Origin of the sequence: Halorarum halophilum, from assembly GCF_013401515.1 — an archaeon.
GTDB classification, from domain to species: domain Archaea; phylum Halobacteriota; class Halobacteria; order Halobacteriales; family Haloferacaceae; genus Halorarum; species Halorarum halophilum.
Map to the genome: position 1 here is coordinate 226,165 of NZ_CP058529.1, position 25,530 is coordinate 251,694.

23 protein-coding genes and 1 tRNA gene are annotated in these 25,530 nt (G+C 67.1%); 12 read left to right on the forward strand and 12 right to left on the reverse strand.

Annotation, left to right across the window (positions count from 1 at the left end; translation table 11 throughout):
* Nucleotides 1-19 precede the first annotated feature (19 nt).
* The gene (locus HUG10_RS01205) at nucleotides 20-1,246 is read left to right on the forward strand and encodes a GNAT family N-acetyltransferase (protein ID WP_179167815.1); all 1,227 of its coding nucleotides are present in this window, start codon (nucleotides 20-22) and stop codon (nucleotides 1,244-1,246) included.
* Nucleotides 1,247-1,299: 53 nt separating this feature from the next.
* Here the strand turns inward: HUG10_RS01205 and HUG10_RS01210 are convergent, their stop codons facing one another.
* From HUG10_RS01210 to HUG10_RS01220, 3 genes are all read right to left on the reverse strand, one after another.
* Entirely contained in the window at nucleotides 1,300-2,118 is an 819-nt protein-coding gene (locus tag HUG10_RS01210; RefSeq protein ID WP_179167816.1) for a hypothetical protein, read from the reverse strand.
* Between the two features lie 104 nt (nucleotides 2,119-2,222).
* Nucleotides 2,223-2,945: a DICT sensory domain-containing protein gene (locus tag HUG10_RS01215; RefSeq protein WP_179167817.1), complete on the reverse strand. Its 723-nt coding sequence runs from the start codon at nucleotides 2,943-2,945 to the stop codon at nucleotides 2,223-2,225.
* 46 nt (nucleotides 2,946-2,991) lie between these two features.
* Nucleotides 2,992-3,408 carry a DUF7344 domain-containing protein gene (locus tag HUG10_RS01220; protein ID WP_179167818.1) on the reverse strand — a complete coding sequence of 139 codons (417 nt, stop codon included), beginning with the start codon at nucleotides 3,406-3,408 and terminating at the stop codon, nucleotides 2,992-2,994.
* Nucleotides 3,409-3,919: 511 nt separating this feature from the next.
* On the opposite strand from HUG10_RS01220, the gene HUG10_RS01225 reads away from it, so the two are divergent.
* The 3 genes from HUG10_RS01225 to HUG10_RS01235 all read left to right on the forward strand — a co-directional run bounded on the left by HUG10_RS01225 (nucleotide 3,920) and on the right by HUG10_RS01235 (nucleotide 6,183).
* Complete coding sequence (locus HUG10_RS01225; RefSeq protein WP_179167819.1) at nucleotides 3,920-4,276, forward strand: four-helix bundle copper-binding protein; 357 nt, start codon at nucleotides 3,920-3,922, stop codon at nucleotides 4,274-4,276.
* Nucleotides 4,277-4,353: 77 nt separating this feature from the next.
* Nucleotides 4,354-4,680, forward strand: a complete 327-nt coding sequence (locus tag HUG10_RS01230; RefSeq protein WP_179167820.1) for a hypothetical protein — start codon at nucleotides 4,354-4,356, stop codon at nucleotides 4,678-4,680.
* Nucleotides 4,681-4,938: 258 nt separating this feature from the next.
* Nucleotides 4,939-6,183 carry a cation:proton antiporter gene (locus HUG10_RS01235; protein ID WP_179167821.1) on the forward strand — a complete coding sequence of 415 codons (1,245 nt, stop codon included), beginning with the start codon at nucleotides 4,939-4,941 and terminating at the stop codon, nucleotides 6,181-6,183.
* 979 nt (nucleotides 6,184-7,162) lie between these two features.
* On the opposite strand, the gene HUG10_RS01240 is transcribed toward HUG10_RS01235, so the two are convergent.
* Together HUG10_RS01240 and HUG10_RS01245 are read right to left on the reverse strand one after the other, a co-directional pair.
* Nucleotides 7,163-7,236 (reverse strand) — tRNA-Ile (locus HUG10_RS01240).
* A 76-nt stretch (nucleotides 7,237-7,312) separates the two neighbouring features.
* Complete coding sequence (locus HUG10_RS01245; protein WP_246310268.1) at nucleotides 7,313-7,906, reverse strand: FxsA family protein; 594 nt, start codon at nucleotides 7,904-7,906, stop codon at nucleotides 7,313-7,315.
* 136 nt (nucleotides 7,907-8,042) lie between these two features.
* Between HUG10_RS01245 and HUG10_RS01250 the strand changes: the two genes are divergently transcribed.
* Together HUG10_RS01250 and HUG10_RS01255 are read left to right on the forward strand one after the other, a co-directional pair.
* The gene (locus tag HUG10_RS01250) at nucleotides 8,043-9,617 is read left to right on the forward strand and encodes a DUF255 domain-containing protein (protein ID WP_179167823.1); all 1,575 of its coding nucleotides are present in this window, start codon (nucleotides 8,043-8,045) and stop codon (nucleotides 9,615-9,617) included.
* Between the two features lie 42 nt (nucleotides 9,618-9,659).
* Nucleotides 9,660-10,463 carry a TrmB family transcriptional regulator gene (locus HUG10_RS01255; RefSeq protein WP_179167824.1) on the forward strand — a complete coding sequence of 268 codons (804 nt, stop codon included), beginning with the start codon at nucleotides 9,660-9,662 and terminating at the stop codon, nucleotides 10,461-10,463.
* Between the two features lie 33 nt (nucleotides 10,464-10,496).
* Here HUG10_RS01255 and mptA read toward each other — a convergent pair whose 3' ends face one another.
* From mptA to HUG10_RS01275, 4 genes are all read right to left on the reverse strand, one after another.
* Complete coding sequence (gene mptA / locus HUG10_RS01260) at nucleotides 10,497-11,420, reverse strand: GTP cyclohydrolase MptA (protein WP_179167825.1); 924 nt, start codon at nucleotides 11,418-11,420, stop codon at nucleotides 10,497-10,499.
* A gap of 147 nt (nucleotides 11,421-11,567) precedes the next feature.
* Complete coding sequence (locus tag HUG10_RS01265; RefSeq protein WP_179167826.1) at nucleotides 11,568-11,984, reverse strand: DUF7124 domain-containing protein; 417 nt, start codon at nucleotides 11,982-11,984, stop codon at nucleotides 11,568-11,570.
* Between the two features lie 96 nt (nucleotides 11,985-12,080).
* A complete protein-coding gene (locus tag HUG10_RS01270) occupies nucleotides 12,081-12,353 on the reverse strand; it encodes a hypothetical protein (protein ID WP_179167827.1) in 273 nt (90 codons plus the stop codon).
* A gap of 207 nt (nucleotides 12,354-12,560) precedes the next feature.
* Nucleotides 12,561-13,805 (reverse strand): NAD(P)/FAD-dependent oxidoreductase, encoded by a 1,245-nt coding sequence (locus HUG10_RS01275; protein WP_179167828.1) that lies wholly within the window; start codon nucleotides 13,803-13,805, stop codon nucleotides 12,561-12,563.
* A gap of 164 nt (nucleotides 13,806-13,969) precedes the next feature.
* Here HUG10_RS01275 and HUG10_RS01280 point away from each other — a divergent pair, with 164 nt between their 5' ends.
* Nucleotides 13,970-14,566, forward strand: a complete 597-nt coding sequence (locus HUG10_RS01280; protein WP_179167829.1) for a DUF6149 family protein — start codon at nucleotides 13,970-13,972, stop codon at nucleotides 14,564-14,566.
* A 92-nt stretch (nucleotides 14,567-14,658) separates the two neighbouring features.
* Here HUG10_RS01280 and HUG10_RS01285 read toward each other — a convergent pair whose 3' ends face one another.
* From HUG10_RS01285 to HUG10_RS01295, 3 genes are all read right to left on the reverse strand, one after another.
* Nucleotides 14,659-16,578, reverse strand: coding sequence for an ATP-binding protein (locus HUG10_RS01285; protein ID WP_179167830.1), 1,920 nt, complete (start codon nucleotides 16,576-16,578; stop codon nucleotides 14,659-14,661).
* 292 nt (nucleotides 16,579-16,870) lie between these two features.
* Nucleotides 16,871-17,404, reverse strand: a complete 534-nt coding sequence (locus HUG10_RS01290; RefSeq protein ID WP_179167831.1) for a DUF5815 family protein — start codon at nucleotides 17,402-17,404, stop codon at nucleotides 16,871-16,873.
* A gap of 93 nt (nucleotides 17,405-17,497) precedes the next feature.
* Nucleotides 17,498-17,812 (reverse strand): hypothetical protein, encoded by a 315-nt coding sequence (locus HUG10_RS01295; RefSeq protein WP_218780632.1) that lies wholly within the window; start codon nucleotides 17,810-17,812, stop codon nucleotides 17,498-17,500.
* Between the two features lie 205 nt (nucleotides 17,813-18,017).
* On the opposite strand from HUG10_RS01295, the gene HUG10_RS01300 reads away from it, so the two are divergent.
* From HUG10_RS01300 to HUG10_RS01320, 5 genes are all read left to right on the forward strand, one after another.
* Entirely contained in the window at nucleotides 18,018-19,418 is a 1,401-nt protein-coding gene (locus HUG10_RS01300) for an NAD(P)/FAD-dependent oxidoreductase (RefSeq protein ID WP_179167832.1), read from the forward strand.
* Nucleotides 19,419-19,664: 246 nt separating this feature from the next.
* Nucleotides 19,665-20,336, forward strand: a complete 672-nt coding sequence (locus HUG10_RS01305) for a P-loop NTPase family protein (RefSeq protein WP_179167833.1) — start codon at nucleotides 19,665-19,667, stop codon at nucleotides 20,334-20,336.
* Nucleotides 20,337-20,382: 46 nt separating this feature from the next.
* The gene (locus HUG10_RS01310; protein ID WP_179167834.1) at nucleotides 20,383-20,682 is read left to right on the forward strand and encodes a hypothetical protein; all 300 of its coding nucleotides are present in this window, start codon (nucleotides 20,383-20,385) and stop codon (nucleotides 20,680-20,682) included.
* Complete coding sequence (locus tag HUG10_RS01315; protein WP_179167835.1) at nucleotides 20,679-22,838, forward strand: type B DNA-directed DNA polymerase; 2,160 nt, start codon at nucleotides 20,679-20,681, stop codon at nucleotides 22,836-22,838. The genes HUG10_RS01310 and HUG10_RS01315 overlap by 4 nt, the downstream gene beginning before the upstream one ends.
* 154 nt (nucleotides 22,839-22,992) lie before the next feature.
* Nucleotides 22,993-25,437 carry a PAS domain-containing sensor histidine kinase gene (locus HUG10_RS01320; protein ID WP_179167836.1) on the forward strand — a complete coding sequence of 815 codons (2,445 nt, stop codon included), beginning with the start codon at nucleotides 22,993-22,995 and terminating at the stop codon, nucleotides 25,435-25,437.
* Nucleotides 25,438-25,530: the final 93 nt, after the last annotated feature.

Below are 25,530 nucleotides of genomic sequence, written 5' to 3' on the forward strand. Positions count from 1 at the left end.
ACCCGTCTCGACGCCTGCCATGGAGTACGCCGCGGTCCCCGACGACCACGAGGAGACCTACGACCGGGTTCTCCTGCACGCGTTCGCCCCCGAACGCGGACCGGACCCCGACCGCGACGGTCCGGACCGCCCCGCGTCCTTCCACCGTCGCGGGATGTACGAGGTTCCCGCCGGCACGCCGTCGGCGGAACGATCGGCCGAGGACCTGGTCACGGTGTGTGGATACTACGACTTCTCGGCCAGGATCCGGGGGGCGTTCCACCCGGTCGGCGGCGTCGCCGCGGTCGCGTCCCCGCCCGAGCACCGACGCCGCGGCATCGTCCGCGAGATGCTCGCGGAGCTGCACGACGAGTTCAGGTCGGACGGCGTCGCCTTCGCCGCGCTCTGGCCGTTCGAGTACTCGTTCTACCGCCGCCTCGGGTACGCCCGCGTGAACGACTACGCGCGCCTGACGGTTCCCCCAGCGGAACTCGAGGGCGCCGTCCCCCCACCCGACGGCGAGTTCGTGCGGCTCTCGGCGGACGACTGGGAGCGGCTCGACGGCGTGTACGCCGCAGCCGCGACCGAGCCGCTCGGCCTCGACAGGACCGAGGACTGGTGGCGCTATCGCGTGTTCCGGTCCTGGGAGACGGACCCGTTCGTCTACGGCTGGGAGCGTGATGGCGAACTCCGGGGGTACGTGGTGTACTCCGTATCGGACGACGAGGGAGAGCACGGCAGGACGCTCGTCGCCCGTGAACTGGTCGGCGTCGACCGGGAGGCGCGCGGGCACCTCCTGCGCTTCTGCCGGAACCACGACTCGCAGGTCGAGCGCGTCCGGCTGATCGGCCGGGACGACGCTCGGCTGTTCGACCGCCTCACCGACCCGTCGGCGGTCGAGACCGAGGTGGAGCCCGGTCCGATGTTCCGTCTCGTGGACGTGTCCGCGGGGTTGTCGTCGCTCTCGTACCCCGACGGTGTCTCTGGGGAGGTGGTCCTCGGGGTGACGGACGACCACTGCGAGTGGAACGACGGAACCGTCGAACTGCGCGTCGACGGCGGGTCGGCGACGTGCGAGCCGACGGACGCGGAGCCGGACGTCTCACTCGACGTCGGCGCGCTCTCCCGGCTCGCGGTCGGTTCGCACACGGTAGGTCGGCTGGAGGAACTGGGCCACGCCACCGTCACGTCCGGGGGCGGGGACGGACTGGAGACGCTCGAAGCCGCGTTCCCGGGGACGAGGCCGTTCCTCCGCGAGGGGTTCTGAGCGGCGACGGTAGGTCGCTCGCGACCGAAGGCGAGACCTGGACGACGGGCCACTCACTCCGCGACGCTCGCGAAGAAGGAGGTCGCCGCACCGGCGAGCACGGCACCGACGGGCGCCGCCACGACGGCGGCCAGGAGGACGCCTGGAACGCCGTCCGCGTACGCCAATGCACTTACGAACGGTGAGCAAACGAGAACCGTCAGCGCGTAGCCGACGGTGAACCCGACGTACGGACCAGTCGTGGAGAGCGAGACGCTACGGTCGAGCGCTCGGCGGAAGCCGTAGTCGTGCGTGACGGCGATGAAGGGGGTCCCGTACGCGACGTAGAGCACGGCGAGTCCCACGAGGATGCCGACGAGTACGAGGCCGACGCTCCCGCCGCTCGCGAGCGCCAGGAGCGCGAGGAGGAGCGCCCAGAGCGCGACAGCAGCCTCGAAGAGGAACACGGGGACGAAGTACCGGCGGGCGGCCGTGGCGAACGACGGTCGGTCACCTCCGCCGACGAGTCCGGCGAGGACGCCGAGGATGCCGGCGCCGAGGACGGCCCGGATGACGGTGCCGACCACCAGTAGCGCCGCCCCCTCCGGCCCGAAAGCTCGGACGACGCCGTCGGTCACGCTCACCTGCCCCGTCGTGTTGAGGAACGACCAGAGGTCGGGCGTGGGGGAGGGGAGGCCGAGCGTTACCGAGAGCATCTCGTTACTGGCGAGCACGTCGTCGAATCTGTCGACCCCGAGCAGCGCCGTCAGCAGCGTCACGAGCGCGAGCGACGGTGCCCTCGAGACAGCGTCGACGCCGCGTTCGAGGTGGTCGAGATAGGAGTAGCTCCGATCGGCGGTGTCCGTCGGTTCGGAGGGTGCGGACGGGGACATACGTCCCGACGTCGGCGAGCGGTGAGGTAAGTGTCACGGAGTAGTGGAGTTCGAACGAACCCCGTCCCGGCCCTCCGGATTCGCCGAACATGGATTCGAGCGCCTCACGGATACTCGCTCAGCGCCTCGAACGCCCTGTCGACGATCGCCGGGTCGTACGTCCAGAAGCCGTAGAACGTGCCGGCCTCCTGCTCCTCGGCGACGAGCGCGCACTTCCACTCGTCGTTCCCGTCCCCGTCGAACAGGAGGAACCAGTAGCGTCCGATCTGGTCGGACGGCTCGCTGTGGAAGGTCAGCGGCCAGTCCGAGGTGTCCTCCGTCGGCGCCTCGGGGACTGCGTAGACGTGGACGTCGAGTTCGGTCTCCTCGGCGAGTCGTCGGTAGATCCGCTCCTGGGAACGGAACGCGGACAGGGACTGGAACCCGACTCGGAACGTCCCCCGACCCAGCCGGTAGGCTCGCTCCTCGAGTTCCCGTGCGGTCGCCAGGAGCTGTCTCCGGTTCAGCGAGCCGAAGACGGTGTCGTCGAGCAGTTCGAAGAGACTCCGGTACTCGGGGGGGAGCAGACCGAGATCCCAGGGCTGACGGATCGGCGGCGAGAGGAACGCCTGGAGGTCCTCGCGTCCGATAGCACAGCGGAACTCGTCGCCGTCGCGAACGATGACGAACTCGTCGGGGCCCCCGTCGGGAAGCGATCGGTGCTCGACGGCCACGTTTCGGGCACCGAACTGGGTGACAATGTCCGACTCCGTCGGTCCGTACACGACCAGCGACTTTCGCGTTCGTTCCGCCTCCTCGAGAAGTGTCGCGAGGGTCGGTTCGCTCATCCGCGGACGGCCCCCGGAAGCGGCCGTCTCCCTACCGACACGGGTCTCATCGGGTGGGGACGGAGCCGCGAGCCTCCTCGTACTCGATCGCGGATCGGATGGTCTCCCGAACCGGATCGGCGACAGTGACGAGCCGTATCCCGTCCGACCCCTCCTCAACGGTGACGAGCCCCATGTCCTGGAGTACCGGGACGTCCGTGTGGTAGAGGCGCGTCCGAGTGCGGCGCCGCTCCTCGGGTCCGACCGGTCCCGCCGCGGTCGCCGCCTTCCACCCGGACAGGAAATCGGATAGCTCCTCCATGGAGGCGGCCTGCCGGTCGAGGAGGTAGTACAGGACGCGACGCCTGTTCGCGGTACCCAACGCCCTGTACAGTTCGTCCGCGGGAGGGAAGACGGCGGCCGTGCTCGTGTCGGTCGATCCGTCCTCTCCCGTCGGATCCGGCGATGTGTTGTCCCTGTCCATAGTTGCCTCCCTCGATCGCCGCTAGTGTACCCAGACAGGCGAGTTCAATAGTGGTACTTACCATATTGTTCGTCCGCTGTGCTCGGAGGCGAATATCGCTCGCTCCGTGGATCGACGTGGCTATTGGGTGGGCTCTTGTGAGATTTTGGCTCGCAAAAAACGAGGTCTTCAGATGGCGGTTTCGGCCACTGCGAACGCCGACTCTTTCTGGCATGATAGTTCATCATCACCGGCGCGATTAGGTCGATCTAGTGGGGGATCGGTCGTCGATGGCACCCGCGAGCCAATTGGTTGCCGAGACTACCCGATTCCCGGAAGTAATCCCTGTACGGCTGACTGATGTAACGCTAAGTACAGTGTCCGGGATTAGCGAGCTCCTCCATCGGTGATGTCGAGAAATATGCAATCCGTGTTGTCTGGGATGGGCGCCTTAGCAACTCAAGAGTAGGTAAGATCCCCTTCAGTGGCAGGCAGATCGTTTACGCAGTTGCCGGATGCCACCTAGGATGGTATGTCCCTTTCAGACACCATCTCGAAAATCGACAGCCTGAGCGACGAGCAACGCGAATGCATCGAGAACTGTAACGAGGCCGCCGCGGTCTGTGAATGGTGTGCCGACGAGTGCCTCGGCGAGGAAGGGATGGAGAAGTGTGCCCGACTCTGCCGGGACGTGGCTGACCTCACGTCGCTGCACGCCCGCTTTATAGCCCGGAGTTCGAACTATAGCACCCAGCTCGCACAGGCTTGTGCCGGCGCGTGCGAGGAGTGCGCCGAGGAGTGCGAGCGCCACGACGCCGACCACTGTCAGGTCTGCGCGGACGTCCTCCGGGAGTGCGCCGAATCCTGTCGGAGTATGGCCAACAGCTAAGTGACGACCACGAACACACCCACCGCTTCCTTCGCTACTGCTCGGACGGTGAAGACCTCGTAACTCTATTCAAAAAGATGGCTTCAGATGACGGTGGAATGGACGCAAGGCGAATCGAAGAACGCCTGCAGCAGCTCGGACACTACTCCCGATTCGTCAGAGCAGGTCTCGGTGTCATCCTCGTCACGTTCGTCCTCGCGGCCGTCGTTCTCTTGCCCGAGAACACTGACTCACCCGCGAGCGCTGTCGAGACGTTACTCATGCCGCTCATCTTCGTCGGTATGGGGCTATTGCTGTTCGGCATTGGGATGCACCTCCACCTCATGCATATGAATCTAGTCCGACAACTACGGAACGACCCAGATACGGACGAGACGTCCGCTAACAGAGGCGGGGATTCGTAAGCAGGTCTACGTAGCAGTTGATTCAGACTCAGCCGATTTGAACAACTTCTTCCCTGTGTGTGGGCGCTGTGAGTGACAGTCGATCCTCGAGGAAGAGTTACCGAAACTAAGCTATTCTGGCTCTGTTGAGACCCTCCTCTTGAGACAGCTATTCCAGTAGAACGGCCGGCCACTACAGATGCGCCCCTCCCATTCCTTCTTGGCCATGCCATTCAAGCGAATCGAGACTCCAGTGGTACAATAGCGTTCAAATACTGCATGGTCGAGACAACCGCTGTCGTCTTGGGAGTGCTTGTCTCCTTCGCCATTGCTATCGGCGTTCGGGTTCTGTCAAACCGAACCCTGCTCCCATACACCGTTTTACTTGTCACTGTCGGATTCATGTTGTCGGTTTTTCCCCTTCAGACGTACCTCGGGTTCAACCTCGACCCCCTCTTTACGCATGACGCGATTCTCTTCATATTTCTGCCCGCGATTCTGTTCCTTGGCGCTGCGGAGATCGACCACGAGAGATTTCGACAAAACTTGCTGATCACTGTAATAACCGTTCTTGTCGGGCTCCCCGTCGCCATCACAGCGATCGGCTGGCTCGGGACGAAGCTCTTCGAAATGCCGCTGTTGATCATGCTCCTGTTCGGAGCGATGGCCTATCCGATCGATCCCGTTGCCGTCCTCTCACTGTTTGAGAAAGCGGGAGCTCCACCACGACTGGCAGTTCTTGTCGAGGGGGAGAGCCTTCTCGATGATGGTCTTGCGATCGTTGTGTTCTCGGCGTTGTTAGCACTCGTACGAGATGCTAGCCCCACGGAACTTACCGGAACGGGACTCTTCTCGTTAGACCAGTTGGGAGCGTTCGTGATCGACTTCCTCATTGTGAGTCTGGGCGGAACTCTCGTCGGAATCGGTATTGGATACGCCACGTACCGAATGCAACGGGCAACGAATGACCAAGCGAATCTTTTCATGATATCGTTCATCGCGGTCTACGGGGGGTTTTACGTCGCGGAACACGTGCTCCACGTAAGTGGAATTCTCGCCACGGTAGTTACAGGCCTCATCTTGGGGACGTTGTCCAGAAAGTACGCACTGAGCGAGGAGAATCTCGAGTTTCTGGTGGGGATTTGGGAGAGCATCGTCTTCCTGCTCGAAACGATGTTGTTCGTCGCCATCGGCATCGAGGTATCGTCGAGGCAAGTGCTCAGTACACTTCCGATCGTGCTAACTACGCTTGTCCTCCTGATCGGTGTCCGTGCTGGCGTAATCTACGGGATTATGAATCTCCTGAACCAGGTGATCGAGGACCCCGTTCCCGTAAGCTACCAGCACGTCATAATCTGGGGTGGAATGCACGGCGTGATACCGATCGCTCTCGCGCTCAGTCTCGGACCGGCCATCCCCTTCGGAGGTCAGCTCAAAACGGCGGTGTTTGGTGTTGTCGTCGCAAGCATGATCCTCCAAGGACTGTCGATGACAAGCGTGCTCGAAGCGACCGGTGTAACCTAATCCGGCTCTGTTGATATCCTCTTTGCGTCAGACGACAGGTTTCTTAGCAGCCTCCGGGCAGACGAAATCCTCACACCGGTTCCATACGTCTGTCCCGAGTGCCGACGAACTTACAGAAGGAGGACTGCCGAGAATTAGCTATTCTCGGAAGTGACCCCTAAACAGCTAACTAATGTGACGCAAAGTACAGGTGAAGCAGTTACCGGAGCGACTACCGATCCCTCCGGGATCTGCTAAACGTCGCCTGCTGAATACAGAGGGTGTATACAGTAGACGGTTATCGTTCGTTTTCCGGCCATCAGCGACAAATCAGCCGCTAAGTGGGCTTGCGAACCGATCAGCGATATCGACGGTAGAGCGTCAAAACTGATCCTCCAGCACCAATGGCGATACAGAGTATCGATAGAAAGGTGGTAATCTGCACGGAGGGATCCTCACACTCTACGGCTACCCCCGGATCATCATCATACTCTGCGTGACACTGGTGAATCTGGTGTTGATTCCAGATTCCTGTACCTCCCCCAATGAGGACCAACCCGAGCAGGACAATCGAAATTACAGCCAACCAGAAGTCGACTGAGGCTCCTGTTAGTACGAACGAATATCCGACTGTGAGAACCGGCAACCAAAGGATTCTCTCGGTCTTGTCCTCGAAGATCCGAATCGTATCTGCTACCGGCGCCATTGAATCTATACTTCGTCTCTCAGGCGTCAGGTGTCAAATCCCAGGGTACTGCTACCAGTATACCGAACGCCCATTCTTTTCACTCAGATTCAGTATTTCTTCCGTTCAGCGCACCTACCGAGATTCCGAGCTGCATGGCTATTGAGAGTGCCAGCAAGCTCTGTGGGGCGTCGAGAACCATGCTTCCACGGAGACCCATAAGTACCCTAAGTAGGATTGAGAACGCGGAAATTGGGTGGCTGGGGAGCCAATGGCCCCAATTTCCCCCGACCCAACGACGGGCCGGGGTCGATATGGGCCAACGCGGATTTGAACCGCGGACCTCCCGGTTATCAGCCGAGCGCTCAACCTAACTGAGCTATTGGCCCAGGTGAGCGCAATCAGAGGTTGCGGGGGGAGTAGTTTAAGCGTTTCCGTTCGACAACGCCGTCACGTCGTGCGTTCTCACCCCTCATCGACCGTATAGTCGTCGGGGTCCACGTCGACCACGTCCTCGCCCGACCCGTCCGTCCGGCCGCCCCCCGCCCCTCCGCTCGCTGCCCCGCCGGACCCGCCGCGATCCGGTCCACCGGCACCCGAGCCGGCTGCTCCGCCGACGCCGCCTGTCCTGTCGTCCCCGGGGAACCCGCCCGTCCACGCCACCCCCGTGGCGAGGCCGCCGGTCTTGCGGTCGATGTACGGCGTGAGCACGTACCGGTCGAGCAGGGCCCGAACGGGATAGCGCGTCGGCGGCACCGCGAGCAGGAAGCCGATGGCGTCCGTCACCAGCCCCGGCGTGAGCAGGAACGCGCCCGCGGCGATGAGCAGGCCGCCGTCGAGGAGCTCCGCGGTCGGGATCTGCGCGCTCGCCAGTTTCTCCTGGAGCCGACGGACGGTGTGTCTGCCCTCGGCCCGCACGAGTAGCATCCCGATCAGCCCCGTCAGTACCACCAGCGCGACCGTCGTCACCCCGCCGATCCGGTCGGCGACGAAGACGAGGAACACGGCGTCCGCGAGGGGGATGAGCAGCAACAGCGCGATGACGTAGCGTGCGCGGATGCGCATACGGAGCGTTCCCGAGGGTCGCGTATATCCCTTGCGGGTGCTCGAACCGGAATCGGCGGTGCGGACGGCCACGGGGGCAACCGCCTGCCCGGAACGCCGACTTTACGCACACCCGACCCCGAGTCGTGGTATGAACGAGGAGACCCGCGTCGAGTGGCACGAGTGGGGCGCGGACGCCTTCGACGCCGCCGAACGGACGGGCAAACCCGTGCTGCTCTGGCTCACGGCGACGTGGTGTGACGACTGTCACGAGATGGCCGTCGAGACGTTCGGCGACCCCCGGATCGCGGCCAACGTCAACGACGGCTTCGTCCCCGTGCTCGTCGACGTGGACCGCCACCCGCGGGTCCGCGAGCGGTACAACATGGGCGGGTTCCCCTCGACCGTGTTCACCACGCCCGCGGGCGAACTCCTTACGGGCGCGACGTACCTCGGCCCGACCGGGTTCCGACAGGTGCTCGACAGCGTCCGCGAGTCGTGGGACGCGAAGGGCGAGGCGGCGGGCCGCGTCCCCCGCGCGCTGGCCGACGATCCGACCCCCTCCGGACCGGTCGACGAGCGGATCGACGAGCATCTGGCCGGCCAGCTGGACGCCCAATGGGACCCCGAGTTCGCGGGGTGGGGCACCGACGCGAAGTTCCCCCTCCCGCACACGATCGAGTTCGCGCTCAAGCGCGACCGGTACAAGGCGACCCAGACGCTCGACGCGATCGAGCGCAACCTCCGCGACGACGACGGCGGCTTCTTCCGGTACGCCGGCGCCCGCGACTGGAGCGACCCCCACCGCGAGAAACTGCTCGACGACAACGCCGCGCTCCTGCGGGCGTACGCGAACGCCTACCTCTACACGGGCGACGGGACGTACCGCGACGTCGCGGTCGACGCCGCCGACTTCCTCCGAGAGGAGCTCTGGTCCGGGTTCGCCTTCGGCGGCAGCATCGACCCCGCGGGCGACCGTCGGGACCTCACCGCGTACGCCGGCGGCAACGCGCTCGCCGCGGACGCGCTGTCGACGCTGTACGCGTACACCGACGACGCCGACGCCCGGGCGTCGGCCGAGGACGCGCTGGCGTACCTGCGGTCGGACCTGGTCGACGAGGATGGCCGCGTCCTCCACTTCGCCGACCGCGAGGAGGCGGGCGAGGTCGACGTTCTGTCGGACTGTGCCCGCGTCGTCGGCGCGTTCGCCACCGCCGCCCAGACGTTCGGCGACGAGGTGGAGACGGCCCGGACAGTCGCCGACCGCGCGCTCGACGTGCTCGGCGACGAGTCGGCCCTCCGCGACGGCCGCGCCAGCGGGCCGGGACTGCTCGACAGGCCCCTCCGACCGATCGACGACAACGTCGAGTTCGCGGACGCGCTGTGCGATCTCGCGGCGCTCACGGGGGACGACGCCTACCGGGAGCGCGCCCGGGAAATCGTCGGCGCGTTCGCGGGCGCGGCCGACCGGATGGGTACCCAGGTGGCCGGCTACGGCGGCGTCGCTGCCAGACTCACCCGCGACCCGTTCGTCGTCGACGTCGGTGCGCCCCCCGGGTCGGACCTCCACCGGGCGGCCCTCCGGATCGCGGACCACGAGAAGGTCGTCGTCCCCGGCGCGGACGAACCGCCCGAGGGGACCGCGGTCATCCGTGGGCGCGACCACCCCCCGGCGGCGGACCCGGAGGAGCTGATGGCCCTCGTCGCGTCGACCGCCGACGAATAAACCGCCGATGCGTTTTTGGTAAGGCGGTCCTACCCGTGGGCTATGGCTACCCTTCGTGACCTCGGCCTCTCGGAGTACGAGGCCCGCGCGTACCGGGCGCTCCTGGACGCCGGGCCGGCAACCGCCAAGGAGTTGTCTGACGCCAGTGGCGTGCCGATGGGCCGCGTGTACGACGTGCTCAACAGCCTGGAGCGCCACCGGCTCGCCCGGAGCCAGGCCGCGAGCAGGCCGAAGAAGTACGTCGCGGTCGAGCCCGACGCCGCGCTCGACAGGCTGCTCGAGGAGAAGAAGCGGGAACTCGACGAGACGGCCAAGCAGTACGAGCAGGTCGTCGGGGAGCTCTCGACGGAGCTCGAGGCGGGCGAACCGCCCGACGAGCAGTTCTGGACCGCGGCCGTCGGCCCCGAGGAGACCGCCGACCTCCTCCTCGAACGGCTCGCCGCGGCCGACGACCGCGTCGCCATGATCGCCTCGGCGCCCGCGTCGGGGCTCGACCTCGGCGACATCGGCGAGTCGGTGATGGAGGAACTCGAGGCCGCGCTCGACCGCGGCGTCGACGTGTCGGTGCTGATGGAGCAGGACCTTCCCGCACGCCTCCCGGAGAGCGTCGGGCGCCAGTACGCCGAACGGGTGGCCGCCCACCCCAACTTCGAGGTTCGGACCGCCGAGGGCGTCCGCGGGACGTTCACCCTCGTCGACGACGCCGAGGTCTGTCTCGAGGTCCCGAGCCCGGTCGACCCGGAGAAGTCGTTCGCGATGATCGACCTGAAGGACCCCGAGTTCGCGGGCGACGCCCGCGAGCGGTTCCAGAGTCGCTGGGCCGAGGCTGAGCCGTTGCGCCTCTAGGCGGTACGGGACGAGAAGAGTGTGGCCGGCCCCCTACGCCAGCTCCTCGCGGAGCAGCCCCATCGGGACCTCGCGTTCGGCGTGGGCGTTGTGCTGGTGGATGGACTCGTCGTTCGACTGCTTCATGTACACGGTGACGTCGTCCGCCAGATGCGAGAACTCCTCGACGACGTCCTCGGCCATCGTCCGCACGCAGTCCTCAACGAACTTCGCGTTCATGTGGGCGTGGTAGGTCATGTGGTCCTCGTCCGGCCGCTTCGCGTAGTTGTAGATGCGCGCGCTCATGGAGTCCCGCGCGGTGTCGATGACGTCGAGCAGGTCGACCTCCGGAGCGCCCTCGGCGGTGAACGTCAGCGTCGCGTGCCCGCGCTGCGAGTGGCCCGGCTGGGGGACCGCCTCGAGGAACTCCTCGACGGTCCCGTCGTCGACGCCGAGTTCAGCGAGTTTGTCGCGTGCGCGAGATTCGGACATCCCCTGCGAGCAGGGGCAGACGGTCATCCCGGTGACCCGGGCGCCGATCTCCTCGCGCGTCCCAGCCTCGGTCGCGGTCGCGGAGGCGATGACCTCCACCGTGCTCTGGGTCTGGTGGTCGCTCGCGGGGGTGTTCTCGCGCTGCACCAGTTCCGCGGTCATCTCGACCACGGCCGTCGACGTGTACTCGTGTTTCGCGAGGAGTCGATCTGCGGCGTCCCCGCAGACGTCCTCGACGCGGTAGGCCTCCTCGCGAGTCGTCGCCTCGAGCACCTCGTCGATGACCTCCATGTTCCGGCTCATGTCGATGCCCTTCCGCTCGCCTGGCAGGTCGACGAAGACCGAGAAGTCGGCCATCAGGATCCACGGCCGGTCGCCGTTCCGGCTGATCTTCACCAGCTTCTCGACGCCGGTCACCCCGACCTGGCTGAGTCCGACCGTGACGTCGGGCCGGCTCGCCTGCACGTCGGGCAAGTTGTGACTCATTGGCAGGTACCACGGGTGGCCGGCGATTATGGCTTTCGAAAGGGGTATGCCGGTTTCCGAGAACCGACGGAGACGTCTCCGAAACGTCGGAAGCTGTTCACGCCGAGCAATACAGGATCCGCAGTTTTCGCCCCCGTCGTCCCCGGTTTACGGCCAGTCGTCGCGTCCCTCGTCGTCGAACGGGTCCGCGGCCTCATCCTCGTCGCCGAGCGTCCAGCCGGCGGCCTCGGCGGCCGCCTCCAGCGGGAGGAACTCCCACCCGGCCGCCTCGGCGACGGCCTCGTCCTCGTCGGTCGTCCCGACGAACACGTGCCGGTCGGTCTCGAACTGTCCCTTGACGTTCTCCAGCGACTCCCGCACCCCGCGCGGACCCGAGAAGAAGTCCTGGCGCACGCGGTGCTTCCGGGTGAAGTTCGTCACGACGTACGTCGGTTTCTCGGAGACCACGCCGACGTACTCGGTCCACCCCCGGGCGTCGTTGAACACGGCGTTCGGGTCGGCGAGGCGTTTGAGCGCCGCCAGTTCGAACGCGAGCGTCATGTCGGTTGAGCCGCCGCCGTCCATACCGTGAGTGGGGGGGAACCGCCGAAAACGGTGTCGGTCGCGGGTTCGACCCGACGGCGGGTCGCTCGCTCCGGGCCCGACCGCTACTCCGTCGAGTTACCGCCGCTCCACGACGACCGCGCCGCCGTCCGTCGCGGCCTCGGCGCTGCCGCTCACCTTCCCCTGTTCGGTCCGGGCGATCCGGTAGTACCCCGCGAACACGATGACGTCGTCCGGGTTGAGCCCGGACGCCCGAACAGGTTCGCCCGCCGTCATCCGCACGAACGCCTCCAGGTCGTCCTCGGAGAGCTGGTCCACGTGTCGGACCGTCGCGTCCTCCGGGACCGGTCCGGCACGGTGAGCTGTCAGGGTCGGCCCGCGCTGTGTCATGTGCTACCGTACAACATTATTCACCTTAAACCTTGCTACAGTATCCAATGGTCTGAAAAGATGGTGGCCGGTGGTACTCTCGCCGCGGCCGAGGGATCCACTGGACGGATCGCAACTCTGGCCTCTCTCGGACTCGGGTGCTATCGCTGATGGTCCGTCGTCTCCCGTCGGATCCGTCCTGTTCCGCGAAAACCGGGTTCGTGGCGTCTACTCGCCGGCGGCCGCTTCCTGTTCGAGGTCCTCTACCGAGAACTCCTCGTTCATCAGGACCTCCTTCTGGGCGCCGACGTCGACCTGTTCGCGCATGAGTTGTTTGTACGCGGACTGCGGGGCGAGGTTGCCGATGAGCACGCCGCCGACGATCTTGCCGTCCTTCAGCGCGAGGCGGCGCCACTCGTCGTCGCCGAACTTGCGCTCCACCTCGTCGTCGCCGAGCGTCGGGTGGCCGAACGAGAGGAACGGGAAGTCGAAGTGGGTGATGGAGTACGAGGAGACCCACTTGAACCCCTCCGACTCGTACTCGAGCATGTTCCTGGCGGCGATGGTGCCCTGCTCCTTCGCCGACCCCCACGCGCCGTTCTGGGCGCGATCGCCGAGGATGACGTCGTGGAACTGGGTGATGTCGCCCGCCGCGAACACTTCGTCGAGGTTCGTCCGCATGTACTCGTCGACGACGATGCCGTTGTCCGTCTCGATCGGTGTGTCCTCGACGAGTTCCGTGTTGAAGTTCAGCCCGATGGCGACGCCGGCGAAGTCCGCGGGGTAGCGCTCGCCGTTCGGGTCGACGGCGGCCTCGATGTGGCCCTCGTCGTCCACCTCGAAGCGGTCGACGCCCGAGTCGAACACGGGCTCGACCCCGCGCTCGCGCATGGCCTCGTGCATGATCTCGGCGCCGTCCGTCGAGAGTGCGTAGCGCCACCAGCACTCGCCGCGCATCAGGTACTTGGCCTCGACCTCCTGTGCGCCGCAGATCGCGGCGAAGTCGATGCCGAGCAGGCCGGCGCCGACGATGACGCCGTTCTCGGCGCCCTCGACGGCCTCCCTGATTCCGCGGGCGTCCTGGAACGTCCAGAAGTGGTGGACGCCGTCGGCGTCGGAGTTCTCGACGGGGAGCTGCTGGGGCGTGCCGCCCACGGAGAGGAGGAGCTTGTCGTACTCGAACACCTCGCCCTCGTGGGTCTCGACCTCGTGGGCGTCCGTCCGGATGTCGACCACGAGCGTGTTGAGCCGGAGGTCGATGTCTCGCTCCTCGTACCACTCGGCGTCGTGGATGGAGATGGGTGCCTCGGGAAGCTTCCCCTTGGCGAACTCCTTGATGAGGATGCGGTTGTAGAGGGCCTCGCCCTCCTCTGTGAGCACCGTGATGTCGGCGTCGGGCGCCTCCTCCCGGAGGGTCTCGGCGGCGGACGACCCCGCAACTCCGTCGCCGATGATGACGAACGACTCGGTCATACCCCGCGATTCGGCTTCGGGGTTAATGTGGGTTGCTATCCGCGCATTCCGTGGGTTTGCACGGAACCGAAAGACCCCACCGGGTTCGTCCCGTTCCCGACGGCCCGTCGCGGACCGTTCGCGCGGCCGACCGTTTATGTCCCGCCGGACCCAACGCGACCCCGATGAAGATCCGCCAGAACCCTCGCCACTGGGCCGCGAAGAAGGCGCTCACCACACCCGGCGTCAGCAACGTGGCGACCTACGGACTCGTGAAGCTCCACACCCGAATCTTCCTCGGGAAGGCTGACGAGGCTCGCAGGGAGGAGCGGCGCGACCACCTCGACGACTTCTTCGAGGCGACGATGGACGCGTACGTCGCGGCGCTCGAAGCCGGCTACTCCGAGGCCGAGGCGCGCGAGATTACGCACGCGCAGGGCAACTTCGACTTCTTCAACCACGGCTGGACGGAGATGATGGAGATCCCGGCCGACGAACTCGAACCCCACTACCGCCGCTACGAGGAGTTCTTCTCGGCCCACGGCATCACCATCGACAACCCGCTCGGGGAGTTCCGTCCGGCGGACGGCATCGCCGAGGCGCCGTCCACGCCCGAGAAGCTCGAGGAGGGCGAGTACGCCAACGCGGTCGCGGGCTTCGCCGACGACGTGTACGTCGAGGACGAGACCGGCGAGGTGACGGCCGGCGGCGGCGGGGAGCCCGAGGACGTGGACGTCTCCGACGTGCCCGGCGTCGACGACGACGGCGTGAACGCGGACTAGTCGGGCATCGATACATCGTCGACGAGGCCTACCCGACTGCCGACAGACGGACGGACGACGGTGAACACCCCCGACACCCCCACCCGGGGTACTCAGCGGTCGTCCACTGTGGGCAGCGTGAAGGAGAACGTCGCGCCCTCGCCGGGTTCGGAGTCGACCCAGATCTCGCCGTCGTGTCGCTCGAGGATGCGCTGACAGAGCGCGAGGCCGATGCCCGCGCCGGGGTAGTCGTCGCGGCTGTGGAGCCGTTCGAACACCTCGAAGATGCGCTCGTGGTCGTCGGGGTCGACGCCGATCCCCTCGTCCCGCACGGAGACGATCCACTCGTCGCTGTCGCGCTCGGCCGAGACGTGGACCCGCGGCGGCCCCTCGTCGCTGTACTCGAGTGCGTTGCTCAGCAGGTTCTGGAGCACCTGCCGGAGCTGGTCGGGGTCCCCCTCGACGCGCGGCAGGTTCTCGGTCGTGATCTCGGCGTCGGTCCCCGTGACCTGCACCGTGAGGTCCTCCCGGACGTGCTCGAACACGTCGTCGAGGTCGACCGGCTCGAACGAGTCCCCCTGCGTATCGATGCGGGAGTACCGGAGCAACCCGTCGATCATCTCGCGCATCCGGTCGGCGCCGTCCACGGCGAACTCGAGGAACTCCCGGCCGTCCTCGTCGAACTCGTCCTCGTACCGGTGCTCGATCAGTTGCAGGTAGCTCGACACCATCCGGAGGGGTTCCTGGAGATCGTGGGAGGCGGCGTACGCGAACTGCTCGAGCCGCTCGTTCGACGCCTCGAGCCGACGCTGGGTCTCATTTCGCTCGGTGATGTCCTGGGCCATCGTCATGCCGCCGAACACGGTCCCGGTCTCGTCCCCGACCGGCACTACGTGGATGATCCACTCCCGACCGGCGTACGCCACCTCGATCGCTCGTTCCTCCCCGGCGAGTGCGGCCCGCATCGCGGGTTCGAGGTCCGCCGCCACCTCCTCGCCCCACACCTCCGCGACCGGCTGCCCCTCGACGTCCTCCGCGGACACCGGCAGGTCCTCGAACGCGCGGCCCGCCGAGAGCGTGTACCGGAGGTCCTCGTCGAACAGGGTGACGATGCCGTTCGGGAACTGCTCGGCCAGCGTCCGGTACCGGTGTTCGCTCCGTTCGAGCGCCCGCTCGCGCTCCTTGCGCTCCGTGACGTCCCGGAAGTACACCGAGAGGCCGGTCTCGGACGGGTAGGCCCGCACCTCGAACCACGCGTCGAGCGGTTCGGGGTAGTACTCCTCGAACGACACGGTCTCCTGCTCGTACATCGCGCGCTCGTACTTCGACTTGAACTGCCGGCCGATGGCGGCCGGGAACTGGTCCCACACGTGCGACCCGACCAGTTCCCGGTCCCCCGGGTTGATGAGTTCGTGGGCCCGCTCGTTGAGGTACGCGAAGTTCCACTCCTCGTCCAGCGCGAAGAACGCGTCCGAGATACGCCCGTAAATCTCCTTGAGTTCGTTCCGCGCGCGGTAGTTCTCGACGGCCGACGCAAGGACGTTCGCGACGCTCCTGACGAAGTTGGCGTCGTACTCGGAGAACGCCCGTTCCTCGGGCGTATGCACCCCCAGGACGCCCCAGGGGTCCTCGAGCGAGCCGACGACGACGCTGATGCCGCTGACGACGTCGTGGTCGACGAGCAGGGCCGGCCCGGAGAATCGCTCTTCGGTCCCGAGGTCGTCGACGATGACGGGGTCCTCGGAGAGCAGGGTGTAACCCGCCTGCGAGTCCCGATCCGTGGGGACCGTCGCGGACCCCACGAGTCCGTCCTGCCAGCCGACCCCCTGGCGAAGGAGGACCTCGTCCCCGCCGGGCAGCAGTTCGAGCACCTTGCAGTAGTCAGCGTCGAGCGTCTCGGCGACGGCCGCCACCGCGTCGTGCATCAACCGGTCGAGGTCGTCCGTCTCGAGCGCCTGCTGGCCCAGTTCGGCGACGACCTTCTGTTGCCGGATCCGCGTCTCGAGTTCAGCGGGTGGGGAGGACGAACGCACGCTGGCTCCCCTAGTCAATCGGTCGACGTAAAGTTTCGTTTCACACGCGCCCCCGACGCGAGGAGCACAGGTGTCACCCGCAGTCGGACCGGTCCGCACGAACGCCGTCGGCCTCGGGACCGCGTGCACGTACGTCCCAGCAGGGAGAAGGGTTCGGAGAACGGTATCCGAGAAGGGTCGGCGGGAACGGAACGAGGTCGGGCTATTGCGATCGTCGCCGATCGTCCGTCGACGAACCAGGCGCCGAACTCGCCCCGAACGGGGCTTCGGCTCTTCGGGAACCGACGCGCGATCAGACGTACACGTCGTCGGCGTCGAGGTCGCGTTCCGACCGGTACTGCTCGACGAACTCGCTCACGTCGAACGCGAGCATCTGCTCCTCGAACTCCGTCATCGCGCTCTCGTCGTCGCTGTGGGAGACCGCGTGCTCCATCAGTTCGATCACCAGTTCGACGATGATCTCGTGGAGGCGCCGGGAGTCGAACTCCGTCACCCACAGCATCGTGTAGCCGACGTCCTGGTCCTCGCTCACGTCCTCCGCGACGACCGCCTCGGGGAACTCCTCCAGCACGATGCCAAGCAGGTGCGGGGTGCCGAACTCCGGCATCTCCTCGCTCGTCGTCTCGACGGTGTCCCGGAGTAGCGAGACGAGGAACTCGGGGAGGAAGCGGTCCGGGGGGTTCACGTCGGTGACGACGGCGTGGGTCGCCCCGCAGTCGCACTCGAACTCCCGCATCCCCATGTCGAACTCGCGGACCCGGGCGGTCTCCCCGCACGGGAGCTCGAACTCCTCGCCCCCGCCGCCGGGGACGCGCGGTTGTGCCATACCCGTCGCTAGCGTCCCGGGTCGGTTAAAAAGCGCGTTCGACGGCGGCGGAGCGGATCGGCCCGTCGGACCGGCCGTACCGCGGGCGCTCGGCTACTCGTAGTCCTCGTACGGGGGTTCCTCGCCCTCCGGCACGGCGTCCGTCTCGCCGGTCGGTTCGTCCAGGTCCTCGGCGTCGCTTCCGGGGTCCTCGCTCCCCTCGCCCTCCTCCCAGTCGTCCTCGTCCCGACCGTCCGTGTCGGCCCCCTCGTCGCCCTCCCGCTCCACCTCGACTTCGATCTCGATCTCGACGCCCTCCTTCTCGAGCTCGGACTCGGCCTCGACCACGTCGCCGACCTCGATCTCGAGTTCGTCGCTGTCCACCTCTACCTCGACCTCCACGTCGACGCGTATCTCGTCATCGGACATACCCGTGGGTACGCGCCCGCCACTTTTCAGCGTTGTCGCCGATCACCCGAACCGAGTTCGACGGGGAACGGGTCGAACGGGACGGATGAAATCTCCGGTCCGAGTCCCCTCGAACCGGAGCCTATCCGAACACCAACTTCCACTTCGTTGCGAGTTCTCACCGGCATCCACAAGCGACTTAGCCCGTCCGCGACGATTCGGGTGCATGATCGCCATCGTCGGCGGCGGGATCGCGGGGCTGTCAGCCGCCTATCGACTCCGGGAGCGCGGCCACGACGTCCGCGTGTTCGAGGCGGGCGGGCCGGACGCGCTGGGCGGACTCGCCCGGACGTACGCCACCGCCGGCGACGACCTCGAACAGTTCTACCACCACCTCTCGAAGTCCGAGGAGACCATCGTCGAACTCGCGGAGGAACTGGGCGTCGGCGACGACCTGGAGTGGCTCGTCGGGAAGAACGCCTACTACGTCGATGGCGTCGTCCACCCGATGGACACGCCCTGGGAGATCCTCGCGTTCCCCCACTGGAGCGTCTACGACAAGTTCCGGCTGGGCATGCTCACCCTCGACATCGACGTGCGGGGCGGCGTTCCCTCGTTCGACACCTACGAGAACCTGGAGGACTTCGAGCACCAGTCGGCCGTCGACTTCGCGAAGGAGCACACGACCGAGAACGTGTACGAGACGTTCTTCGACCCGCTGCTCGACGCGAAGTTCGGCTCCAGGAAGGACGAGGTGAGCGCCGCGTGGCTGCTCGGGCGCATCAAGTTCCGCGGCGAGCGCGACCTGTTGCGCGGGGAGATCCTCGGCTACTTCGACGGCGGCTTCCGGGTCCTGCTCGACGCGCTCGTCGACGCCGTGGGGCGGGAGAACATCGAGACGAACGCCCGGGTCACCCGGTTGGCCACCGAGGACGGCGCCGTCTCGGAGATCACGGTCGAATCGGAGGGCGAGGGCACCGGAGCGGGGACCGAGACGAGGGTCGAGTCGGTCGACGACGTGGTCGTCGCGACGATGCCGAACGTGCTGGAGGACCTCACCGGCTACGCCTGCGAGATCGACTTCCAGGGCGCGGTGTGCGCGGTCGTGACGATGGAGGAGTCGCTGACGGACATCTACTGGCTCAACGTCGCCGACGAGGCGCCGTTCGGCGCGCTCATCGAGCACACGAACTTCGTCCCACCCGAGCGCTACGGCGGCGACCACCTGCTGTACGTCGCCAGCTACGTCCAGTCGCCCGACGAGTGGCTCTGGGACGCGACCGACGGGGAGATCGAGGAGCGCTGGCTCGCCGGCATCGAGGACCTGTTCCCGGCGTTCGACCCGGACGGCGTCTCCGACTTCAGGCTCGCCCGCGCTCCGCGCGCGGCGCCGATCTACGAGCAGGGCTACCTCGACCTGGTCGTCCCGTACGACCTCGGCGACGAGGTGACCGAGGGGCTCTACTACGCAGGCATGGCCTCCCGCGCGCAGTACCCCGAGCGGAGCCTGAATGGCGGCGTCGTCGCCGGCTACGAGGTCGCCGACCGCATCGACGGGGCGCGCACTCGCCGTTCGGCTGGGGCCGAACAGGACGGCGAGGTGCTCGCGACCGAGGGCGACCGGTAACCGTCGAGCGCGACCCGTACCGACCGGTTCCGACGTACGGCGACCGGTAGTTGATCGGGAGTAACTGAGGATGACGGATAGCGACGGATGGCGACCGATAGTGGCGCGTTAGTTTCACCCGCGGAATCGGGGCGCTGACGGCGCAAAATCGGGAGACGAGAGCGGCTCCGGTGTCGTCACCGCCGTTTCACTTCCGTCGCGGGGGTACGGGTCGGGGTTTTCCCGGAAGCCGTCGAACCCGGTGACATGTTCGATCAGACACCGAACCGACCCGAGCCGGCGAGCGACCTGCCGACCCTGGAGCCTGGGGTGACGGTCCTGCGCCCGCCCGCCCCGCGCTCGACGGCGCTCCACCGACTCGTCGCGGACGCCCTCCTCGGGGAGTCCGGGCCGGTCTACTGGGTGGACGCGCGAAACGCGGCGAACACGCACGCGCTGTACGACGCCGCGCCGTCCCGCCGGTCGCTCGCCGGACTCATGGTGGCCCGGGCGTTCACCGCCTACCAGCACCACGAACTGGTCCGCGGGCTCCCGCGGAACGCGCGGCCGGGAACGCGCCTCGTCGTCGTCCCGAACGCCGCCGCGCTGTACCGTGACGGCGACGTGCCCGGGGCCGAGGCCGCACGCCTGCTCGACGCGAGCCTGAGCGTCCTGACGGAACTTGCGGACGCGCTCGACTGCCCCGTACTGCTCACCGCGACCGGCGACGACGAGCGCGCCGAGCGCGTCGTCGACGCCGCGGACGTCGTGGTCGACTGCGAACGGACCCGCCTCGGGCTGACGTTCGACGCGCCGGGCTTCACGCACTCCGGCTACTACCGAGACGGCTACTGGCAGACGACGGTGCCGTACTGGGTGGACCTGCTCGGCCGCGTCGTCCTGCGAGACCCCGAGGTGGCGACGGAGGTGCACGCGTGAGCCCGGATCGGGAGTCGTTCGGCTCGCTCGGGGAGGTGCGCCGCTGATGGGTCGGACGAACCCCACCTACCGGAACTTCCTCGAATCGTACGAGTCCGACTGGGCGCCGTTCCGTCGCGCGCTCCGCCGGCAGTACCGGGGCGACTTCGACCGGCTGTTCGAGCGGGCGGCCGAGCACGCCGCGGCCGCCGGGGTACAGAACCCCCCCGACCCGACGGAGTCGCTCCTGCTCTCGCTGCTGGTCGCCCACGAGGCCGAACTCCGGCGGCTCCGCGAGCGGGTGGAGTCGCTCGAATCCGCCGCGGAACCGGCCCCCGCGTCGGCGCCGGAGACCGACCGGACGTGACCGTCACCGTCGACTTCCGCGACGGCGACGCCGTCGTCTGGACGCGGAGCCCAAACGGCCTCGAACGGGAGCGGGTGGCCGACTACGAGCCGTCGCTGTTCGTCGCCGGGCCCGCGGACGCCCGCGACCACCTCGCGACGTGGCTCGGCGGCGACGACCGGGTGACCGGGACCGGGACGGCCGAGCGATACCGCTCGCTCGCGGCGCGCGAACCGACGTCGATGCTCCGGGTCGACCTCGGGCACCCCGAGTCCGCCGGCCCGGTCGCGCGGCGGGTTCGGCGGGAGTTCGAGGCGGCCAACCACCCGCCGGGGACGCTCCGACTGTACGACGTCGACCTCTCCCCCGGGTTCCGCTTCCACCTCGACACCGGACGGAACCCCTCCCCCGAGGGGGACCTCGTGTCGCTCCGCGTCGACCTGGCCGAACCGGCGCTCTCCGCCGAAGACGCCAGCGGCCTGCGGGTCGGGGGCGAACCCCTCGCGGACGACGAGCGGGACGCCGTCGAGGCCCTGTCGGCCCGCCTGGCCGCGACCGACCCGGACCTGCTCGTCCTGTCGAGCGCGGACGCCGTCCCGGTCGTGAGCGGGCGGGCCGAGGCGCTCGGGGTGCCGTTCTCGTGGGGACGGGACCTGGACGGAGACGTACCGGGTCCGAGAGAACCGGACGTGGACGGACCGGACACGGACGGGCGCGACTGGCGGAAGTTGGCTGGGGAGAACACCTTCGAGAGCTACGGTCGGGTCGGTCACTCGCCGGCCCGGTACTCGATCCCCGGACGGGCCATCCTCGACTGCTCGAACAGTTTCATGTGGGGAAAGGCGGGGCTGGAGGGACTGCTGTACCTCGTCGAGCGGTCGTGGCGACCCGTCCAGGAGGCCGGCAGGGCGAGCATCGGGAGCATCCTCACGTCGATGCAGATCCGGCACGCCCGGGCGCGGTACGTCCCCGCGCCGTGGCGACCGTGGGAGCCGGAGCAGTTCAAGCCGATGCGGACGCTCCACGACGCCGACCGCGGCGGGGTGACGCTCGGCCCCCGCGTCGGCTACTACGAGGACGTCGTCGAACTCGACTTCGCCTCGCTGTACCCGGCGATCATCTGCGAGCACAACATAAGCGCGGAGACGGTGCGGTGCGACTGCTGCGACCGGGCGGACGTGCCGGGGATCGGTTACAGCATCTGCGACCGCGAGGGGTTCCTCCCGAACGTCCTCGACCGGCTCCTCCGTGACCGCGCGGGCTTCAAGGAGGACGCGGCCGGGGGCGACGAGGCGGCCGCCGCAAGGTCGGACGCCATCAAGTGGGTGCTCGTCTCGTGTTTCGGCTACCAGGGCTATCGGAACGCGAAGTTCGGCCGCATCGAGTGCCACGAGGCCATCAACGCCATCGCGCGTGACACCCTGCTCGACGCCAAGGAGGCGTTGGGGACCGGCGGCTGGGAGGTGCTTCACGCCATCGTCGACAGCGTCTGGGTGCGGGAGCGGGCCGCCGACTCGACGCCGCCCGAGGAGCTGGCCGCGGACGTGACCGCGATCGCGGACATCCCGCTGGAACTGGAGGCGACGTACGACTGGGTGTGTTTCGTCCCGAAGCGCGACTCGAACGCCGGCGCGCTGACGAAGTACTTCGGGCGGCGGCGGGACGGCTCGTACAAGTTCCGCGGCATCGAGTGCCGCCAGCGGAGCACGCCCGCGTTCGTCGCGGACGCCCAGCGCGACCTGATCGAGGCGTTCGACGCCGACCGGTCGCCCGAGACCGTCCGCGACCGCCTCGCCGGGCACCTCCGGCGACTCGAACGGGGGGACGTGGACCCCGCGGACCTCGTCGTCACGACGCGCGCCACGAAGGCGCCCGGGGAGTACCGGCGGGACACCCTCACCGCCGCCGCGCTCGACCGCTCTTCGGCTGCCGGCGTGGAGCGTTCGGCCGGCCAGTCGGTCCAGTACGTCGTGGTCGACGACGCCGCGCGCGGGCGCGGTCGGGTTCGACTGCCGTTCGAGGAGTTCGACGGCTACGACGAGGGGTACTACCGCGACCTGCTGGTCCGGGCGGCCGTGAGCGTGGTCTCCCCGCTCGGCTGGGACCGGTCTCGACTGGAACGTGAGCTCTCCGCCGAACGGGACGCGAGGCTCGGATCGTTCGGCGTTCGCGGGTAGAGTACAGCTACTATCGCGAACGCTCCCCTCGTTGTCGAACTCGGGGGGACGTCCGACAGCAAGTTATCGTGTCCCCCCGTCCGGCGGTGTCGGAAGCTAACCGGAAACCTCGATTCACCAAGTGCTTATTATCCCTCGCTTTATGGGAAGGCCAATGGGAACCTCGGATTCGCCTTCAGGTGTAACTATCGACGATCTTCGGGGGTTCTTCGGCCGATTGGAGCAGCCGACGAAGCCGGTGGCGATCACGGACGTCACGGAGTTCCTGAACTGTCCGCCGCAGACGGCGCACCGTTACCTGGAAGAGCTCACCGAGCGGGGTGAACTTCGAACCAGACAGATCGACGGGTCGACGCGGGTCTGGTGGGCTACTGGGGGAGGTAGTACTGATCGTCAGGGCACGGACGACGAACAGTTCGCGGCCTTCGTGAGCGCGGTCAAGGACTACGCCATCTTCATGCTCGATCCCGAGGGCCGGGTCGTCAGCTGGAACGACGGCGCCGAGCGGATCAAGGGCTACGACAAGGCGGAGATCGTCGGCGAACACTTCTCGACGTTCTACACCGACGACGACGTCGACGACGGCGTCCCCGTTCGAAACCTCGAAACCGCCGCGACCGAGGGCCGCATCGAGGACGAAGGGTGGCGGGTCAGGGAGGACGGCTCGCGTTTCTGGGCGAACGTCACGATCACCGCCATCCGGGACGACGGGGCGCTCCAGGGGTTCACCAAAGTCACCCGGGACATGACCGAGCGGCGCGAGTACGAGCAGCGGCTCGAAGGACAGGCGGAACGGCTCGAACGCCAGCGGGACGAGCTCGAACGGGAACTCGACGACGTGTTCGAGCGGATCGACGACGCGTTCTACGCGCTCGACGACGAGTTCCGGTACGAGTACGTGAACGATCACGCCGAGGCGCACCTCGGCGAGCCGGAACGGACCCTCATCGGGCGGAGGCCGTGGGAGGTGTTCGACGTCGACGAATCGGCCCCGCTCTTCGACCGGTTCGAGGAGGCGTTCGCGACGCAGGAACCGATGAGGTTCGAGCACTACTCGGAGGAGCTCGAGATCTGGGCGATGGTCCGGATCTACCCCTCCGAGTCCGGCCTCTCCGTGTACTTCGAGGACATCACCCAGCGCAGGGAGCGCGAGCGGGAGCTCGAACGGGTGTACGACCTCCTGGAGCGGGCGGAACGCATCGCGGACATCGGCGGTTGGGAGATCGATCCGGACACGCGTGACGTGTTCTGGACCGAACACCTCTTCGATATCCTGGAGGTCTCCTCCGACGAGGAGCCGCCGCTGGACGAGGCGCTCGACGTCTACCACGACGAGGACCGACCGATCGTCGAACGCGCGGTCGAGGAGGCGCTTCGATCCGGCGAACCCTTCGACATCGAGAGTCGGTTCCAGGCGCCCAGTGACGAGGTGCGCTGGCTCCGGATCATCGGCGAGCCGGACGTCGAGGACGGGGAGGTCGTTTCGCTCCGCGGGGCCGTCCAGGACGTCACCGAGCGGAAAGGGCGCGAACAGGAACTCCAGCGCGTCCGGGATCGGATGGAGTTCGCCCTCAACGCCACGGACGCGATCGTCTGGGACTGGAACGTCGACGAGGACCGGACGTCGTTCTATCCCTCAGCGGAGTCGTTGTACGGGACCCCCGTCGAGAACTGGGACGACTTCATCGGGATCGTCCACCCCGACGACCGAGAGCAGGTCGAGGAGGGGATCAGGGAGGCGCTCGAAACCGGCGAGCCGAAGTCCGACGAGATCCGCATCGATCGGGACGGGGAGGAGCGGTGGATCGAAGCCCCGGGCCGGCCCATTCAGGACGAGGACGGCTCGACGCGGATGGTCGGCGTGGCGCGGGACATCACCGAACGGAAGACGTTCGAGCGCCAGTTGCGGGAGTCGAACGAGCGGCTCGAGCAGTTCGCGTACGCCGCCTCCCACGACCTGCAAGAACCCCTCCGGATGGTGTCGAGCTATCTACAGCTGCTCGAGGATCGCTATGGCGACGAACTCGACGAGGACGGCCGGGAGTTCCTCGAGTTCGCCGTGGACGGCGCCGACCGGATGCGCGAGATGATCGCTGCCCTGCTCGAATACTCTCGGGTCGATACGCAGGGGAAACCGTTCGAGCCGGTCGACCTCGAATCGGTCCTCGCGGACGTCCTGGCCGATCTCCAGTTTCGGATCGAGGAGCACGCCGCCGAGATCACGGACGAGGAGTTGCCGACGGTCGAGGGCGACGACAGCCAGCTCCGGCAGGTGCTCCAGAACCTGCTGAGCAACGCGCTCGAGTACAGCGACGATGCGCCACCCCGGGTCCACGTCTCGACCGAACGGGCTGGCGGGGAGTGGATCCTGTCGGTCAGCGACGAGGGGATCGGCGTCGACCCCGACGACCACGAGCGCATCTTCGAGGTGTTCGAGCGCCTTCACACTCGTGAAGAGCACGCCGGAACGGGTATCGGGCTCGCACTGTGCAAGCGGATCGTCGAGCGACACGGCGGCGAGATCTGGGTCGACTCCGAACCCGGCGAGGGCGCGACGTTCTCCTTTACGCTGCCGGCCGCGGACGACGCGGCCGGGTGAGCCGGCCCTGGGGTATGTGAACGGCCCGCTTGCGAAATTCGCAAACTCGCTACGAATATCGCTGCGATTCGCGGAACTTATTACGATACGCGA